General features: G+C 67.8%; 14 protein-coding genes and 1 riboswitch. Of the genes, 8 read left to right on the top strand and 6 right to left on the bottom strand.

What is annotated here, in order from left to right:
* Positions 1-126 precede the first annotated feature (126 nt).
* Positions 127-1,299: an NnrS family protein gene (locus LQF09_RS16325; protein WP_270068453.1), complete on the top strand. Its 1,173-nt coding sequence runs from the start codon at positions 127-129 to the stop codon at positions 1,297-1,299.
* A 315-nt stretch (positions 1,300-1,614) separates the two neighbouring features.
* Positions 1,615-2,202 carry a ubiquinol-cytochrome c reductase iron-sulfur subunit gene (gene petA, locus LQF09_RS16320; RefSeq protein WP_270068452.1) on the top strand — a complete coding sequence of 196 codons (588 nt, stop codon included), beginning with the start codon at positions 1,615-1,617 and terminating at the stop codon, positions 2,200-2,202.
* Positions 2,203-2,308: 106 nt separating this feature from the next.
* Here the strand turns inward: petA and LQF09_RS16315 are convergent, their stop codons facing one another.
* From LQF09_RS16315 to LQF09_RS16305, 3 genes are all read right to left on the bottom strand, one after another.
* On the bottom strand, positions 2,309-2,725 hold the full coding sequence (locus tag LQF09_RS16315; protein WP_270068451.1) for a hypothetical protein: 417 nt from the start codon (positions 2,723-2,725) through the stop codon (positions 2,309-2,311).
* Positions 2,726-2,939: 214 nt separating this feature from the next.
* Positions 2,940-4,352, bottom strand: coding sequence for a PepSY domain-containing protein (locus LQF09_RS16310; RefSeq protein ID WP_270068450.1), 1,413 nt, complete (start codon positions 4,350-4,352; stop codon positions 2,940-2,942).
* A gap of 1 nt (position 4,353) precedes the next feature.
* The gene (locus tag LQF09_RS16305; protein ID WP_270068449.1) at positions 4,354-6,450 is read right to left on the bottom strand and encodes a TonB-dependent receptor; all 2,097 of its coding nucleotides are present in this window, start codon (positions 6,448-6,450) and stop codon (positions 4,354-4,356) included.
* Positions 6,451-6,607: 157 nt separating this feature from the next.
* A riboswitch (cobalamin riboswitch) is annotated at positions 6,608-6,815 on the bottom strand.
* Between the two features lie 203 nt (positions 6,816-7,018).
* Between LQF09_RS16305 and LQF09_RS16300 the strand changes: the two genes are divergently transcribed.
* The 6 genes from LQF09_RS16300 (at position 7,019) to LQF09_RS16275 (ending at position 13,634) form a co-directional block, all read left to right on the top strand.
* Positions 7,019-8,287 (top strand): TonB-dependent receptor, encoded by a 1,269-nt coding sequence (locus LQF09_RS16300; protein WP_270068448.1) that lies wholly within the window; start codon positions 7,019-7,021, stop codon positions 8,285-8,287.
* A gap of 17 nt (positions 8,288-8,304) precedes the next feature.
* Positions 8,305-9,198, top strand: coding sequence for a metal ABC transporter substrate-binding protein (locus tag LQF09_RS16295; RefSeq protein ID WP_270068447.1), 894 nt, complete (start codon positions 8,305-8,307; stop codon positions 9,196-9,198).
* Complete coding sequence (locus tag LQF09_RS16290) at positions 9,195-9,776, top strand: ABC transporter ATP-binding protein (RefSeq protein WP_270068446.1); 582 nt, start codon at positions 9,195-9,197, stop codon at positions 9,774-9,776. Before LQF09_RS16295 ends, LQF09_RS16290 begins: the two co-directional genes overlap by 4 nt.
* Complete coding sequence (locus LQF09_RS16285; RefSeq protein ID WP_270068445.1) at positions 9,769-10,560, top strand: ABC transporter; 792 nt, start codon at positions 9,769-9,771, stop codon at positions 10,558-10,560. Before LQF09_RS16290 ends, LQF09_RS16285 begins: the two co-directional genes overlap by 8 nt.
* 190 nt (positions 10,561-10,750) lie before the next feature.
* On the top strand, positions 10,751-11,425 hold the full coding sequence (locus LQF09_RS16280) for a histidine phosphatase family protein (RefSeq protein ID WP_232433222.1): 675 nt from the start codon (positions 10,751-10,753) through the stop codon (positions 11,423-11,425).
* A gap of 73 nt (positions 11,426-11,498) precedes the next feature.
* Positions 11,499-13,634 (top strand): putative bifunctional diguanylate cyclase/phosphodiesterase, encoded by a 2,136-nt coding sequence (locus LQF09_RS16275; protein ID WP_270068444.1) that lies wholly within the window; start codon positions 11,499-11,501, stop codon positions 13,632-13,634.
* A gap of 64 nt (positions 13,635-13,698) precedes the next feature.
* On the opposite strand, the gene prpF is transcribed toward LQF09_RS16275, so the two are convergent.
* From prpF to LQF09_RS16260, 3 genes are read right to left on the bottom strand one after another with little or no spacing between them, the layout of a single operon-like run.
* Positions 13,699-14,895 (bottom strand): 2-methylaconitate cis-trans isomerase PrpF, encoded by a 1,197-nt coding sequence (gene prpF / locus LQF09_RS16270; RefSeq protein ID WP_270068443.1) that lies wholly within the window; start codon positions 14,893-14,895, stop codon positions 13,699-13,701.
* Positions 14,896-14,936: 41 nt separating this feature from the next.
* Complete coding sequence (locus LQF09_RS16265) at positions 14,937-16,154, bottom strand: MFS transporter (protein ID WP_002925926.1); 1,218 nt, start codon at positions 16,152-16,154, stop codon at positions 14,937-14,939.
* Positions 16,155-16,184: 30 nt separating this feature from the next.
* Positions 16,185-17,018: a class I SAM-dependent methyltransferase gene (locus LQF09_RS16260; protein ID WP_270068442.1), complete on the bottom strand. Its 834-nt coding sequence runs from the start codon at positions 17,016-17,018 to the stop codon at positions 16,185-16,187.
* Positions 17,019-17,034 lie beyond the last annotated feature (16 nt).

Below are 17,034 nucleotides of genomic sequence, written 5' to 3'. Positions count from 1 at the left end.
ATGCTGCCGCGTGAATGTGACACTCGACGTCGCCAGCCGTGCGGCGCCATCGGCGGCGCGGGCGAAAGTCCGGCTATGCTTGCCGCCTGCCGGCCTTGAGGCCGGAACGAGCAGCGGGAATCATCCATGTTCAATGATCTGAGCCAGGCAGCGTTTCGTCCGTTCTTCCTGCTGGCCGGCGTCGCCGCCGTGGCCGGTGGGTTGTCGTGGCTGGCGCCTGGCGAGGATGCCGTGTTCGTCCACGTTCACCTCCTGCTCTTCGGCATGGGCGGTGCGGCGATGGCGGGCTACCTGCTGACGGCGCTGCCGAGCTGGACCGGCCGGCACCACCTGCCGGCGGCCGTGCTGTGGGTCTTGGTGGGTCTGTGGGGGCTGGGGCGCGCCGTCGTGCCCCTGGCGGGGCATCTGCCGGTGGTGGCGCAGGTGCTGCCGGGCGCTGCGTTCCACGTCCTGCTCGCGGCCTGGCTGGTGCATGGTGTAGCCGGTGCCGGCATGTGGCGGCGTGTGCCGCTTGCGCTCGCGCCGCTTGGCCCTGGCATGGCTGAACAGTATCTGCTTGCGAGCCAGCGGGCGGGTGGCTGGGTGGGCGATGCCGGCCTGCTCGGGGTACTCGTCTTCGCCCTCCTGATGGTCGCGATCGGAGGGCGCGCGGTGCCCGCGTTCACCCAGGCAGGGCTGCGCCATCTCGGCCGTGCCGATAGCGTGCGTGCGCCGGACTGGCCGCAATGGGTATCGCTCGGCCTGCTGTCGGCGAGTCTTGCCATGGCGCTTGGCAAGGGTGCGGCTGGATGGACGGGGGCGCTGCTGCTTTGTACCGGCGTCCTGCAGTTCATGCGCTGGCTGGGCTGGTGGCCGTGGCGGCTCGGCGGCCTGCCTGCCGTGTGGATGTTGCATGGCGCCTGGGTCTGGCTGGCGCTTGGGCTGGTGCTGCAGGGGGCGGCACTGCTTGGCTGGGCTTGGCCCGGGGGCCTGGGGCCGGGTACGGCCCTGCATGCCTTGACCATGGGGGCGATGGGCGGGATGTGCCTCGGCATCATGCTGCGCGCAGCAATGCTGCGCACGAGCAGCGGGCTGCAGCCGACCGGCATGCAGATGCTGGCTGCGGCCCTGGTGCTGGTCTCGCCCGTGCTGCGTCTTCAGCCCCTGTCCATGCTGGGCGATGCCTTGCGCCAGCCCGCGGTGTGCTGGTGCTTGGGCTGGGGGCTCTTCGTGCTCGCCATGTGGCCCGCCATGCGCGGCCCGGTCGTGCATCCGGTGCTGAGTGGCCTGCGCCCTCCGGCCGAGGTCGCTCACAGCTGAGGTTTTACAGACTGCCATGAGGGACGAAATGGCAGCATGGGTGGCGTAGATCTGCCATCGGTGACGGGGTGCATGACGCCATGGAGCCCGGAGATGCACCCGCATGCGGCCAACGCCCGCCTTTATGGGGACGATGCGGCCAGGCACAGTGTTTGCTTATATAGTGATAGAGGCGGGGTCGAGTCGTGCTCACCAAAAGGATCGTTCCCCTCTGCGATCACCCCCCGTGGTGACGGCCGGCGCTGTTCTCCGGCCCCGCTTCCTTTTCAAGCGCGCAAGCCTGCGCCACTACACCGACCCCAGGAGACGCAGACCATGTCCGATACCCTCAAGGAGCGCCGTCGACTCCTCATTGCCACCTCCAGCGCCGGTGCGGTGGCCGCTGCTGCCACCGCCGTGCCCTTCATCGCCAGCCTGACCCCATCCGAGCGCGCACGCGCGGCCGGCGCGCCCGTCGAGGCCGACGTCGGCAAGCTCGCACCCGGCGAGATGATGACCGTGGAGTGGCGCGGCAAGCCGGTGTGGATCGTGCGACGTACGCCCGAGATGGTTGCGGGCCTCGAGGCCCACGAGGACCGTCTCGCAGATCCCGCGTCAGGTGAGGCGCAGCAGCCCGACTATGCCGCCAACCGCCATCGCTCGATCAACCCGGAATACCTGGTGGTGATCGGCATCTGCACCCATCTCGGCTGCTCGCCGTCGGAAAAGTTCACGACGGGCGCGGCGAGCGGCATCGCCGCCGACTGGCCGGGGGGGTTCTTCTGCCCTTGCCACGGCTCGATCTTCGACCTCGCCGGGCGGGTCTTCCGCAGCCAGCCGGCGCCGACCAACCTCGAGATCCCGCCGCACAAATGGTTGTCGGCCAGCCTGGTGCTGATCGGCGAGGATGACGCGACAGCCTGAGCAGTGCGACCACGCCACTCGACAGCGCCGGCAACAGCCAGGCCGTGGTGGCGTGGAAGGCCGGGCCAGCTGCGCGCTGGCACGGCCGCCTGGTACGAAAGGGCCTTTAGAAACCGATTACCTTGCGGTTCGGTTCCAGCAGGGCCGCGCCCATCTCTGCAGGCTTGGCCGCCTTGATACCGTCCTTGAGGTCTTCCGCGGTCTTGCCGCTGTTGGGCAGGTAGAGCGCGCACACCGATGCGGTGGCGCCTTTCTTGAGCGCGGCGTCGAGCAGTTGCGCCGGCGTCACGTTGTTGGGCTTCAGTGCTTCGCCGCCCGCGTCCTTGAGCGCCAGGTCGCCGGCATGGTCGCAGAGCAGCACATGGACCTGCGCACCCTGCTCCTGCATCTGGTTGGTGAGCACCAAGGCCATGCCCTGGGTCATGGTGCTTTGGGCGGTGAGTACCACGGTGACCGGCTGCTTGTCGGCGAGGGCAGCACTGGAAGCAAGCGCAATGGTGAGAGCGACGAGGGTCTTCTTCATGGTGAAACTCCTTTGCTGGGTGGTTAAGCGCTCATTAATATAAGCTAATACTAATCAATGGACCAGGTTTTTGTATGACGGATGCGATGGCTCGAACGCCATGAAAGGCGCGCGCAACAGGCGCGCGGATGACATGCAGCAGCGCAGGAGAGGGGTGAGGAGAGCCGCTCCGGCGCCCCCAGGGGGGCGGCCGGTGTCACGGCTGGCCGCTGTGTCAGCGAACGAGCCGGCTCCAGGCGAGACGGCAGCCGGTGAGACAGAAACCGATGCCCAGCAGTGAGAGCACGATGATCAGTGCATCCCGGAGCAGGGGACGGGCGGCGAGGTAGGGGAAGTCAAGGCGGTGCAGGCCCTGGTACAGCCAGCGCTGGGCGAAGTCGTGGCGGTTGCTGGTGTGTGCAACGTGGCCGCTGCGTGGCGAGATGTAGAGCACCGTGGCGGCTTCGTCCCCGAGTTCGACGCGTACCACGGGGAAGGTGCGCGGGTGGTGGCGCAGGGCGTAGTAGCGGCTATCCGCCTCCGCTTGCCATGCGATGCGGGCGATGGTGATGCCCGGAATGGCTTGTAGCGCCTGGTCGATGTCGGCCAGCGTGAGGCTGTCCTGCGCGGACTGCCCGTCGATGACGATGCGCGAACCCTGCGCCTGGCGGTCGACACGCAGCGCATGGCCTCCCAGACCGCTCCATTCCAGTTCGCGGCTGTCGGGTGCCGGCTGCGGCAGTGCGCCCAGCGTGGCGATGGCCGGTAGCGTGTTGCCGACGATCCGCTGTGGGCCGGATGCCAGGCCGAACGGTGCCATCGACAGCCAGCCACTGAGCAGCCAGCCGAGCAGGATGAGCGTGCTTGCCATGCCCGCCAGGAGGTGCCAACGCTTCCAGGGATCGCGGTACGGTGTCATCCGGCCGCCGCTGTAACGGCGCTTGATGCGCAGGCGCTGCCAGCCAAGCCAGAAGCCGGTGGCCGTCAGCGCCAGGGCCAGGAAGCTCGCCCACAGCACCACGTTGCGCCACAGCGGGGTGTTCTGCCGCAAAGGCGTGACATAGATCCAGTGCGTCACGCTGCCGAGCCAGTTCCAAGCGCGTTCGGCGGTGCTGGTGTCGAGTGCGATCTCGCCCGAGCGGATGGACACATAGAAGTGGCGTCCGTCGCCAAGCTCGACGCGCCAGAACGGACGCAGGGCGTCGAAGCGGCGGTAGACGGTCCACTGATCGACCTCCACCGCGGCGACGCGGGCGACTTCGTGCCCGTCCGCCAAAGCCTGCACCAGGCGGCGTGCGGCCTCGGCGTCGGGCGCCGGCAGCACCGCCCCCGTGGCAGCATCGACCGCATGCCAGTGCTGCCCGGCGAGGATGCGGTAGGCCGGGCGGCCGTCGGCTGCGTTCAGCCGGATCGCCTGTGGCTGGCCTGGCAGGCCCAGGGCCTGCCAGGCGGCGGCAGGGGTGACGCGCACGCCTGCTGGGTCGAGCACAGGCAGCGCGGCCAGGCGCTCTGTCTGGTCAAGCTGCGGCCGGGCCACGAACAGCATGACCAGGCCGGAGACGAACCAGAGCAGCGCCATCAGGCCGAGCCCGACGCCCAGCCAGCGGTGGGCCAGATGCAGCCAGCGCGCAAGTCTGCCTTGGGTCATGTCAGAACTTCAGCTCGGCGACCAGCTCGAAGCGCCGCGGTTCGCCGAGGATGAACTGGTTGTTGTAGGTGCGTGTCGCGTACACCTTGTCGGCGAGGTTGCGGCCGAGCAGGCGCAGCGTGGTGCGCGCATCCATCTGCCAGGCGATGCTCGCGTCCGCGACCGTATAGGCTCCAATTGCCAGCGAGTTGGCATTGTTAGCGTAGCTCTTGCCGACGTGGCGCAGCCCGACAGAGGTCTGTACCGCGCCGATGCGATAGTGGCCCCAAAGGTTGGCGACCAGGGTGGGTACGTTGGCGGGCACCTTGCCGGCCCGCGAGACCGCAACGCCGCCGACGCGTTCGTTGAACTCGGTGAACTCGGCCTGCAAGCGGGTGATGTTGCCCTCCAGGCGCAGGCTCTTCCACGGAGTGATCGCAGCAGCCAGCTCAACGCCTTGCGAGTACTGGCTGCCGCCCTGGATCGAAAGGGCCGAGTTGTCGGGGTCGCGGGTGATGATGTCGTCCTTGTCGATGCGGTAGAACGCGGCCGTCCACTCGCCGCGCCCGTCGGCCAGCCTTTGCTTGACGCCAACTTCGACCTGCTTGCCGCGGGTCAGCTTGAAGTCGGCGTTGGCCAGGTTGAGCGAGATCATCGATGTGACCGGGTCATGGCCGGTCGCGTAGTTCGCATACAGGCTGGTGTCGTGGCTCAGGAAGTGGGTGAGGCCGACACGCCAGGCGTTGCCCTTGAGCGTGCGGCTGAAGTCGGTGCCTGCCACCAGTTCGTCGCGGTCCACGCGGGCGCGGTCGTGGCGGAAGCCGGCGAGCACGAGCCAGCGCTCGCCGAGCTGCCAGGCGTCCTCGGCATAGAAGCCGTGCAGGGTCGATGCGGTATCGAACTTGGCCAGCGTCGGGTCGGGGCTGAGCCAGTTGCCATGTTGCGGATCGCGGATGCTGACGTTCGACGACCCGCTGTAGGGTGAGTTGTTGATGTGGCGGAAGTCCACGCGGGCAGCCTCCCAGCCGACCACCGCGCGGTGTGCGCCGTGCTTCAGTGCTGCCTCGAGCCGGTTGCCGGTCTGTACCAGTTCGTGCTGGATATGCAGGTAGTCGCTGCGCTCCACCCGGTCGGCGGCGAGGTTGAGCCTGTAGTTCTCGATGTTCATCCAGCGCCGCTGCGACTCCAGGCGGTAGATCTCGTTGCTCAGCGCGATCCGCTCGTCGAGCTGCCAGTCGGCACGCGCGCGCAGGCGGGTGTCCTCATAGCGGATCACGGCATCTGCGGCGTTGTAGTTCTCGCGCCTGAGCTCGGGCAGGATGCGGCCGTTGTCATGCGGCGTGCCCCAGTAGCGCTCGGGGTACTGCACGCTGTGGTCTGCGGTCAGGTCGATGCGCAGGTCGCTGCGGGGCTGCAGGCGCAGGCGGTTCATGATCTTGCCGCCGTGCGAGTTGCCGAGGTCGCGGTAGCCGTCGATGTGGGTCCCGTAGGCATCGACGCGGTAGGAGGCGATTTCGCCGAGTGCGCCGGTGGCACCAAGGCCGAGCCGTTTCACGCCATCGCTGCCGGCGGCGACCATGAGCTCCTGCGCAGCAACGCGGCTGGGCTCCTTGCGTACGGCGTTGATGGTCGCCCCCACGGTGCCGCTGCCGAACACCACCGATGCCGGGCCGTGCAGCACTTCGACGCGTTCATAGCCCCAGGCGCTGCCAGGATAGTTCTGGGTGCCTGCCCCGGTCTGAATGCGTATGCCGTCTTCGGCGATGCCGACCGAGTTGGTGCCGGTGTAGCCGCGTGCCGAGAACGACAGGCCGCCGGTGCCGCCTGAGCCGATGTCCGTGATGCCGGTGGCGCGCGTGATGGCCTCGCGCACCTGGAAGTCGCCGCGCTCCTGCATCTGTGTGCTGTCCACGCTGCTTGTCGTGGCCGGCAGTTCGCGCGCGGCGACGCCCGCGCGGCTACCGGTGGTGCTCGGTTCGTCCAAGTACAGGCTGGGGGCGTCGCGGTTGGCGCTGACCTCGACCGGTGACAGCGTCACCTGCGCGAAGACCGGCGCATGAACGACAAGCGCAATGGCTGCCGCAAGACGGGTGGGGGGAAAGCGGAATCGTTTTGCCATGTTGGAGGTCCGGTGCGGGCAGGGCGGATCTCCGACGGACAGGCGTGCGGCGCCATGCGCACGGACGCGCCGTGCACTGCACTCGAGCCGTCAGGAAAACGAGCAAGTGAAATGGTGTGAGCCATGCCTCTTGTCAGGGACACCCCGCCCCAAACTGTTGAAGGTGATGTGCATGGCAGGTCTCCTGGCTCACGGGTCATCGCCTTGCGCCAGCCTTCCCGGAAAGATTCCAGTGGCAGAGAGGGCGCAGGACTCGCCGATTACAGTTGCGGGGGCAGCTCCGGGTTGAGCGCGCGGGGCGCGGCACCGGATTCCCTTTTCATGTCTGCTGGTTAGGGCAGACAACCATGAACGGCGCGCAGGTTAGCGTGCCGGTCGACGGGCTGTCAAACCTGCGCGCTCGTGCAGCCTGCAGGGTGTTGCCATGCTTGTGCATCCCGATGGTGTCGCCCGGGTGGCACGCCATCGATGCTATCAGTTTATTGCAACATACTTGCAAAAACGAAGACAGGCCCCTACCATCGCGGCCTCATCGGCTCACGGCCCTGACTTCCATCCGAGGTTGAACATGCACAACATCCTTCGTCCTGCTGCGCTGGCACCCCTTGCCCTGGCGCTTTTCGCCGCCGCACCCTTGCCTGTGCAGGCACAGTCCTCGCTCAAGCTCGGCGAGGTCGAGCTCGACGCATCGCTCACGCTCGACGGGATCTTCGCCCGCCGTTACTCCGGCAAGGAGGGTACGCCGGCAGGGTTCGGCCATGCCCACGGCGACGAGGACCATGGCCACCACCACGGCCATTCGCACGCACTCGAGAACGGCTTCAACGCCGGACATTCCGAGATCGGTCTGCGTGCGCGCACCGACCTGTTCGACGGCGTGCTCACCATCGGTTTCGACGACGAGGATGTGAAGGTCGAGGAGGCCTACCTCGTCACCCGCGCACTGCCGGCCGGCCTGCGCGTCAAGGCAGGCAAGTTCCTGTCCGACATCGGCTACGTCAACAGCCGCCATCCGCACGACTGGTCCTTCGTCGAGCGTCCTTTGGTAAACCAGTACCTGTTTGGTGACCACGGGCTGCTCGAGCGCGGCGTACAGCTCAGCTACACGCTGCCCACGCGCAGCTTCGCGATGCTCGGGGTCGAAGTGCTGCAGGGCAACGGCGAAGGCCTGGACCGCTACGACGACGGCGCCCTGTCCGCGCGCAAGAGCGGCCCGCGGCTGCTGACCGCATTCGCCAAGTTCGGTCCAGATCTTGGCGACCGCTATGCGCTGCAGGCGGGGGTGTCTGGCGGTACGTCACGCCAGAACGTGCGCGTCGATGCCCACGGCGACCACACCCACTACATCGACGGCGATGCCTGGTTCGCCGGCGCCGACCTGATGTACCGCTACGACGCCGGCCGCTCGCATGGCGAAGGCAACTGGCGTATCGGCGGCGAGTACTACTACGTCGAGCGCGATGTCGGTGCTGGCGGCGGCAACCGTGCGCGCTGGCTGAACTACACCGAGAAGCAGGACGGCGCCTACATCGAGGCTGTGTATGGCTTTGCGCCGCGCTGGGAGGCAGGCGTGCGCGCCGAAGCGCTTGGCCTGAACAACAAGGTCGTCAAGTTCCATCCGCGCGCACTCGGCGAAGAGGACAGCTCCTATCGTTACAGCGCACAAGTCACCTGGCGCGCGCGCGAAACGGTCTTCGTGCGTGCTCAGCTCACCCGCGAGGACTTCGCCGGTCAGCGTGCCCACGGCAGCGAGGCGGCGGTGGCGCAGGACGGCAGCTGGATGTTCATGCTCCAGCTCAACGCGTTGTTCGGTAGCCATCCGGCGCACCGCTTCTGAGCTGGCGAGGCGTCCTGATGAAAGCCTTCCTCGCTGCCGTGGCCGTGGCCTTCGGTATCGCGCTGGCGCCTTCGGCCGCGCTGGCTGAGGCGCCACGCCTGATCGTGGTTGCCACCACGCCGTCGATGGGCGTCATCGCGCGCACGGTCGGCGGCGATCGTGTCGATGTGCAGGTGCTGGTCGCGCCCGACCGCGATGCGCACACGCTCAATGCGCGTCCGAGCATGATCGCGCACTTGCGGCGGGCCGACCTCGTGCTGGCGGTCGGCGCCCAACTCGAGGAGGGCTGGTTGCCGGCGGCGCTCGACGCAGCCGCCAACCCCCGCCTGCGCAAGGGGCAGCCCGGGTATTTCGCTGCCGCCGAGCCGCTTCACCTGCGCCCGACCCGCTTCGACCCGGCGCTGGGCGGCCATGTGCATGGCGAGGGGAACCCGCACCTGAACCTGTCGCCGCCGCGCATGATCACTGTTGCTCATGCCTTCGCCGACCGCCTCGCGGCGCTGGCGCCCGAGTCTGCGCCCGCTTTCGAGGCCGCTGCGGCCGCTTTCGAGGATGCGTTGCGCAGCCGCCTGCCCGCGCTGCGGGCGCGGTTCGGTGCGCCGCTGCGCCTGGTTGCGCATCACGAGGAGTTCGACTATTTCGCCGAATGGCTGCCGGTCGAGCTGGTCGGCTTCGTCGAGGAGAAGCCCGGCGTGCCGCCCGGCCCCGCGCATCTGGCGCGTCTGATCGAGCAGCAGCGCGGCCAGGTCGGCACGATCGTGCTCGCCAACTACCAGCCGCAGGCGCCGGCACGACGGGTTGCCGATGAACTCGGCTGGCCGCTGCATGCGCTTGCACTCGAGCCCGCGACGGCCGACGCCGAGAGCTACTTCGCTCTCATCGAGCACTGGGTGGACAGCCTCGCGCAATGAGTGCGGCGGCGCTGCTCCAGGCGCGCGGCCTGCAAGCGGGGCTCGCTGCGCCCCTGTTCGCAGCGCTCGACCTTGCGCTGCAGGCGGGTTCCGTCACCCTCGTGAGCGGGGACAACGGGGTTGGCAAGAGCAGCCTGATGCGCACCTTGGCCGGGGAGCAGGCGCCCTTCGCCGGCACGGTGCAGCGTGCGCACGCCCTGCGCGTCTGCCATTTCAGCCAGCACGCTGCGCAGCTGCCGGCGGGGCCGTTCAGCGTCGCCGACCTGCTTGCCCTGGCGGGCATGCCCGAACTCGCGCACGCGTGGGTGCCGGACGACCGTGGCCAGCGTGTTGACCGGCTCAGCGGCGGCCAGCGCCAGCGTCTGCTGCTCGCAATGGCGCTCGCCACGCCCTGCGATCTGCTGCTCCTCGATGAGCCGACCCAGTATCTCGATGCAGCGAGCCGCCATGTCTTCGTGGCTTGGCTGACGACCGCCTCGGCGCGTGCCGGCGGCCCTGCGATCGTGGTCGTCACGCACGACGCCGAGACCGTCGAGTCCGCACATCACGTCCGCCTCCAGGCCATCACCGATGCTTGAACAGCTACTGCTCTTTGCGCCCGGCTTCGTGCTCGGCCTGTTCATGTCTGCCGTGCTCGCGGCGCTCGGCGTAATCCTGCGCCTGCGCGACGAGGCGCTGTCGGCTTTCAGCCACGCACAGGTCGCAGTGCTCGGCGCAATGCTCGCCGCCATCGCTGGCTGGCCGCTACTCATCGGTGCCTGGGGGCTGGCGATGCTGGTGGCCGTTGCGGGCCTGTGGCTCATCAAGCCAGTCGCGGCCGTGGCGAGTTCGCGTCATCTCCTCGTCCTGCTGCTGGCATGGAGTGCTTGTCTGCTGCTCGCTGACAACCACGCCCAGGCACGGCTGTTGTCGGCCTCCGCGGTCGAGGGGCAGTTGCTGCTCGTGCAATGGCGGGACGCCGTCGCCCATGGTGTCGTCGGTGCGCTTGGTGCCGCCGTGCTCGGCGGCGTGTCCAAGGCCTTGCTGGCTCATCAGCTGCTGCCCTGGCTGCCCGGCGCTCCCGGACGTGCGCATGCGCTCGCGCGCGAGCTCGCCGTGGTAGCGATCCTCGCCACCGGCGCCCTGGCCAGCGGCATCTTCGTCACCTTGGCGCTCGTGCTCATCCCGGCCTGGTCGGTGTGGGCAAGTGCCAGAGGTTTGCGCGCCGCAGTGCTGCAGGCCGCCATATTGGGCGCGAGCGCTCATGTGCTGGCCTTCGGCCTCGCGCTCGTGCTCGACCAGGTCTATCCGGCGGTGATGATCGTGGTGCTTGCACTCATGGCGGCAGCCGCGTCGCTGCGCAGAAAAGCCCTCGGCCGCTAGTCTGGATCCGCCTGCGTGAGGCGGTGTGCGACCTCGCAGCGTGATGCAGCCCAAAAACCATGAGCGGCTTGTGACTATTTTTGCCTGCAACCCATCTTGAGGCGGCATAATCGGCAGGCCTGCGGGCAAACGAGTGGCTCTGCGCCGGATGCGGCCTGCAGCCGATCCATGACCCAAGATGCATGCTGACATGTCGTTCGTCCGTTCCTACTTTGTGCTTGTATTCGGGTGCCTGGCGGCGCTCGGTTTGCCGGCCGTCGCTGCCGACGCGCCTCCTGCACGCTCGTCCTTCGAGGTCGTACCGGCGTCTCCCGCCCATATCGAGGCCCTGCGCGGCGGTGGGTTCGTGATCTACATGCGCCATGGCGCGACCGATGCCCGCTTCCCCGACCGCATTCCGGTGCAGATAGACGATTGCGCCAGCCAGCGACCGCTCTCCGACGCCGGGCGTGCCGCTCTGGACCGTATCGGCACCAACTTCGCGCGGCTCGGAGTGCCGTACTCGAAGGTGATCAGCAGCCCGTTCTGCCGCGCCAGGGAGAGTGCCCGTCGGGTTTTCCAGGCACCCGTCGAGGTAGACCCGCGTCTGATGTATACCGCGACCATGTCCGAGGCGGAGAAGGCGCCTGCCGTCGCGCGGACGCGGGAGTGGCTGTCTACGCCGGTCGATGTGAGCGGCGACAACCGTGTCGTGGTCGCACATGGACCCAATATCGCCGAGATCATGGATTACCTGCCGCGCGAGGCGACCATGGTGATCTTCAGGCCACTGGGCGCTGCCGACGGAGGTGCTTTCGAGTACGTGGCAAGCATCGAGCCTGGGCACTGGGTGGGCCTGCTGCAGGCGCTTGGGCTGGAGCCGTGACGATGAGGTGGCATGGCGGTGTCCGCATTGGCCGATCGTCCGTGGGCATGCCCTGCGTGCACCGGAGGCGGTCATGAAAGCCGGCCGCAGCGTGCTGCTACTGCTGCTTTTGCCCCTTGGAATCGTCGTGCTGGTGGCGCTGATGGTGAACTACGGCGCGCTCTCCAGTGTGCGCGAGCAGTTTGACTTGTCCTCGGCGGCCCAGGACGAAGATCTGGTCGTGATCGAGGAGGCTGCGAGCTTCTCGCGCGACATGGGTCTTATCCAGCGCCAGATGGCGGTTGCGCTCGATGGCGCGAAGTCCGGGCAACTCGACGAGCTGCAGCTCTACCGCATGCACACCCGGATCGTCGAAGAGCTGGCGGCGCTGGGTGAGCGTGTTCGGCGCCTGGCCGAGTCTGAGCTGGTCATCGACGCCAACCACAACAGCGCGCGGCAGCTCATCCACTCGTTCGGCGAGTACAGGCGATTCATCGTCATGACCACGGATGTGATTGCCGTCGATCCACGGGTGGCCGCAGACTTTCTCGACCAGGCGCAGATCGAGCACCGCGAGTTCTCGATCTTCTCGAGCAGGATCGTGTCCCTGCTCGCCGAGCGGGCGCGCGACCGCAATGCCGCCCAGGTAGCACGCTTCGACGACGCTTTCCGCGGTGTTCTGCTGACCGGCTTGATCATCCTGATCGGCCTGTTCGTGACCGCGAGCCTGCTTGGTCGCCGTGCCGGCTCGCACATGGTGGATATCGCCGATGCCTTGAGCACACTTGCACGCAGTGCCGAAGCAAAGATCCCGCTGCCACGCATCGAGGCAATGTACGAGGGCGGGCGAGGCGAATTCGCCCGCATCGCGGGTACCTTGCTCAATTTTCGCAATGCCATCGAACGCCAGCGCAGTGCCGAGGAGCAGGCCTTTCAGCTCGCCTTCTACGACCCGCTGACGCGTCTGCCCAATCGGCGGCTGTTGAGCGAACGCATGCGCAGCGTGTTGCGTGCTTGCGAGCAGCACCTTGGCCACGCGGGCGTCATCGTTCTCGACCTGGACGACTTCAAGCGCGTCAACGACGCCTACGGACATGGTGTCGGTGACAGGTTGCTGGTCGAAGTGGCCGCCCGTCTCGAGTCGGTCGTTGGCGAAGGGAATACCCTCGCGCATCTGGGGGGGGATGAGTTCGCCATTCTGCTGGGGCCGATCGGTGCGGACGCTGGCAGCGCGGTGGGCGAGGTCGAAGCCTGCGCAGAGCGGGTCCTGGCGGCGTTCGCGGGGGCATTCCAGATCGATGGCGAGTCCTTGTATGCGACCGCCAGTCTGGGTGCGAGCCTTTTCGGCACGCCACTCGCCAATCTGGATGACCCCCTCAGGCATGCCGAGAACGCCATGTACCAGGCCAAGAGCGAAGGCCGGGGCAACCTGCGCTTCTTCGATCCGGTCATCCAGGCGCGACTCGAGGAGCGCATCGCGCTCGAGTCCGAGCTTCGGCTCGCGATCGAGCGTGACCAGCTTGAGCTGTTCTACCAGGTACAGGTTGACGAGAACGACAACCTGCGGGGCGTCGAGGCCTTGCTGCGGTGGCGGCATCCGGTGCGCGGCCTGGTACCGCCCGCGGCCTTCATCGGCCTCGCGGAGGAGTCCGGGCTGATCCTTCCCATCGGCCATTGGGTGCTCGAGACCGCCTGCGCGCAACTGCTTGCCTGGGCTGGCGATGCGCGGACGGCGCAGCTGAGCATCGCGGTCAACGTGAGCGCCCGGCAGTTCCGCCAGGATGACTTCGTGCAGCAGGTCGGCGGCGTCCTCGAGCGTACTGGTGCCCCGCCGCGCAGGCTCAAGCTGGAGCTGACCGAAAGCACCGTGCTCGAGGATATCGAGTCGACCATCGTCAAGATGAAGGCGCTGCGTGCGTTCGGTGTGCGCTTCTCGATGGATGACTTCGGCACCGGCTACTCCTCGCTGCAGTATCTCAAGCGCCTCCCGCTCGATCAGTTGAAGATCGACCAGGCCTTTGTACGCGACATCATCGATGACGCCGACGATGCCGTCATCGTGCAGGCGATCATCGCAATGAGCCACGCGCTCGGGCTCGAGGTGATCGCCGAAGGCGTGGAGACGCGCGAACAGCAGCAACTGCTTGGCCAGCAAGGCTGCAGGTTCTTCCAGGGCTATCTGTTCGGCAAGCCGGTCCCGCTCGACGAACTGGCACAGCGGCTGCGTTGACGCGCGCAGCGCGGTGCGAGCTCGTGCGCCAACCATTGGCCGGCAGCGTGGCCTTGCTGCAGCGTCAGAAAGCGTCGCCGGGCACGCGCACCGCGCCTTCCATCAGCACGCGGGCCGTGCGGCTCATGACGGCCCTGGAGACCTGCCACTCGCCATCGACCAGCCGCGCCTGGGCGCCTACGCGCAGGGTGCCGGAGGGGTGGCCGAAGCGGACCGAGTTGCGCTCACCGCCACCGGCGGCGAGATTGACCAGCGTGCCGGGAATGGCCGCAGCGGTGCTGATGGCCACTGCGGCGGTACCCATCATGGCGTGGTGCAGCTTGCCCATCGACAGCGCGCGTACGAGCAGGTCGACGTCCCCGGCCCGTATCGCCTTGCCGCTTGCGGCTAGGTAGTCCCTGGGTGGGGCAACAAACGCGATCTTTGGCGTGTGCTGGCGGGTGGCGGCCTCTTCAGGGGTCTTGATCAGGCCCATGCGCAGCGCGCCGGCCACCCGGATCTTCTCGAGGCGTGCGAGCGCTTCCGGATTGCCGTTGATGTCTTCGCGTAGCTCGGTGCCCCGGTAGCCGATGTCCTCGGCGTTGACGAACACCGTGGGGATGCCGGCGCTGATCAGCGTCGCCTTCAGGCTGCCGACGTCGGGCACCTCGAGCTCGTCGACCAGGTTGCCGGTGGGGAACATCGACCCGCCGCCGTTCTCGCCAGCGCCGTCCTCGGACGGGTCAAGGAACTCCAGCACGATTTCGGCGGCCGGGAAGGTCACGCCGTCCAGTTCGAAGTCACCGGTCTCCTGCACCTGACCGTCGGTGACCGGGACATGGGCGATGATGGTCTTGCCAATGTTGGCCTGCCAGATGCGTACCGCGCACACGCCGTTCCGCGGCACGCGTGCCGGGTCGACCAGGCCGGCGTGGAGGGCGAAGGCGCCGGCGGCGGTGGACAGGTTGCCGCAGTTGCCCGACCAGTCTACGAGCGCCTTGTCGATCGCGACCTGGCCGTAGAGGTAATCCACGTCGTGGTCGGGGCGGCTGCTCTTCGCCAGGATCACGCACTTGCTGGTGCTGGAGGTGGCGCCCCCCATGCCGTCGATGTGAGCGGCATAGGGGTCGGGGCTGCCGATGATGCGCAGGAACAGGCGGTCGCGCGCCTCGCCTGGCTCCTGACAGCGCTCGGGCAGGTCCTGCAGGCGGAAGAACACGCCCTTGCTGGTGCCGCCGCGCATGTAGGTGGCGGGGATCCTGATCTGCGCTGCTTGGGGCATATCGAACGCTCCTGTTCGGCCGTCGTAGCCGGGCCGCCGCGTCAGCCCGCAGCACCCGCCGCCGGCTGCGCGATACGGGCTTCGCGGATCGGCAGGTTGATGACCGCGGCGAGCGCGGCGAGCGCCATGTCGGCGTACCACATCCAGCGGTAGTCGCCGAACTCCACCAGGGCCAGCCCGCCCAGCCAGGCGCCGAAGAAGGCACCCACCTGGTGCGACAGCAGGGTGAGGCCGAACAGGGTGCCGAGGTAGCGCACGCCGAACAGCTTGCCCACCAGCGTGGCCGTGGGTGGCACAGTGGCCAGCCAGGTGAAGCCGAGGCCGGCGGCGAATACGTAGAACACCCAGGGCGCGGACGGCATCGCCAGGTACCACGCGATCAGCAGCACGCGCGAGCCGTACATGGCCGCCAGCACGTACTTGCTGCGGTAGCGCGATACGCAGGCGCCGGCGTAGAGGCTGCCGAAGATGTTGGCCAGGCCGATGATGGCCAGAGACCAGCTCGCTACCGCAGGCGGCAGGCCGCACAGGTCCACCTCGCCCGGCAGGTGGGTAACGAGGAAGGCGATGTGGAAGCCGCAGGTGAAGAAGCCCAGGTGCAGCAGCAGGTAGCTGCGGTCGCGCATCGCGTCTCCGATCGCACGCCCGATACCATGGTCGTCGGCGTGCTGTTCCGCGCGCGGCGCCGCGCGGGTGAGCTTGCCGACCAGCGGCAGCGCGGCCAGGCTCATGAGTGCCATTGCCCACAGGGCGTTGATCCAGCCGAAGGTCTGGATCAGCTTTTGCAGCAGCGGTGCGAACACGAACTGGCCGAAGGAGCCGCCTGCGTTGATGACCCCGGAGGCCGAGCCGCGCGCCTCGGCCGGCAGGCGCTGGGCTGCGGCGCCGATCAGCACCGAAAAGCTCGCCGCACCCGCGCCGAGTTGCATCACCAGACCCATCGCGATGGTGAGGCCGAAGGCCGAGTCCATCAAGGGAATCGCCGCCGTGCCCAAGGCAAGCAGCACGATTGCGGCGAGCAGCACCGGGCGCGGCCCATGGCGGTCGGCCACTGCCCCCGCCAGGGGCTGGATGGCGCCCCAGGTGAGCTGGCCGATGGCCATCGCCAGGCTGATGGCGGCGATCCCCAGGCCGGTGGCGCTGTTGATCGGGCTCACGAACAGGCCGAGCGACTGGCGCGTGCCCATGGTGATCATGAGGATACCGGCCGCGGCCAGCGTGGTGATCAGGACGTCGGGCGAGCGCAGGGAGCGGAACATGGCGGGTCGGACGGAGAGGAGGGGCGGGGCTTAGGCGCCCGTGAAGAATCGTGGCGCGAGCGCTTGCAGGCCAAGCGTTTCGAGCAGCACCCGCAGCCGCTCGGCGGCCTGGCGGCGCGGTGCGCCCTTCTGGCTGGCGATGATCAGCTCGTTCTTCATCGAGTGTTCCCAGCCGACGAGTTCGGTCACGTTCACCTGATAGCCATGCGACTCCAGCTGCAGGCAGCGCAGCACGTTGGTGACATGGCTGCCGAATTCGCGGGTGTGGATCGGGTGGCGCCACAGCTCGGCGATCGGCTGCGCCAATGCCTGTTGCTTGTTGCGGCGCAGGGCGGCGGCGACTTCGGCCTGGCAGCAGGGCACCAGCACGATGAAGCGGGCCTGGCGGGCGAGTGCGAAGTGGATGGCGTCGTCGGTCGCGGTGTTGCAGGCGTGCAGAGCGGTCACCACATCGATGTGCGCGGGCAGTCGCTCGGAGCTGATCGAGTCGGCCACGCTCAGGTGCTGGAAGCGCATGCCGGCGGAGAAGCCGAGCTTGTCGGCGAGCCGGCGCGAGCTCATCACCAGTTCCTCGCGCGTTTCGATGCCATGGATGCGGCCTGCGGGCGCCTGGTGGCGGAAGAACAGGTCGTACAGGATGAAGCCGAGGTAGGACTTGCCTGCACCGTGGTCGACGAGCTGGATGTCAGCGCGTGCAGCGAGCGCCTCGGCCAGCAGTGGCTCGATGAACTGGTAGAGGTGGTAGACCTGCTTGAGCTTGCGCCGGCTGTCCTGGTTGAGCTTGCCGTCGCGGGTCAGGATGTGGAGCTGCTTGAGCAGCTCGATCGACTGCCCGGGGCGGATTTCGGGGTGTTCTGATGTCATGGGGCAGGCGTGCGGC

Origin of the sequence: Thauera sp. WB-2 (assembly GCF_027594845.1) — a bacterium.
In the GTDB taxonomy this organism is placed as follows: domain Bacteria; phylum Pseudomonadota; class Gammaproteobacteria; order Burkholderiales; family Rhodocyclaceae; genus Thauera; species Thauera mechernichensis.
The sequence above is the reverse complement of the archived record's forward strand: the minus strand, read 5'-3'. Positions and strand labels throughout refer to the sequence as shown.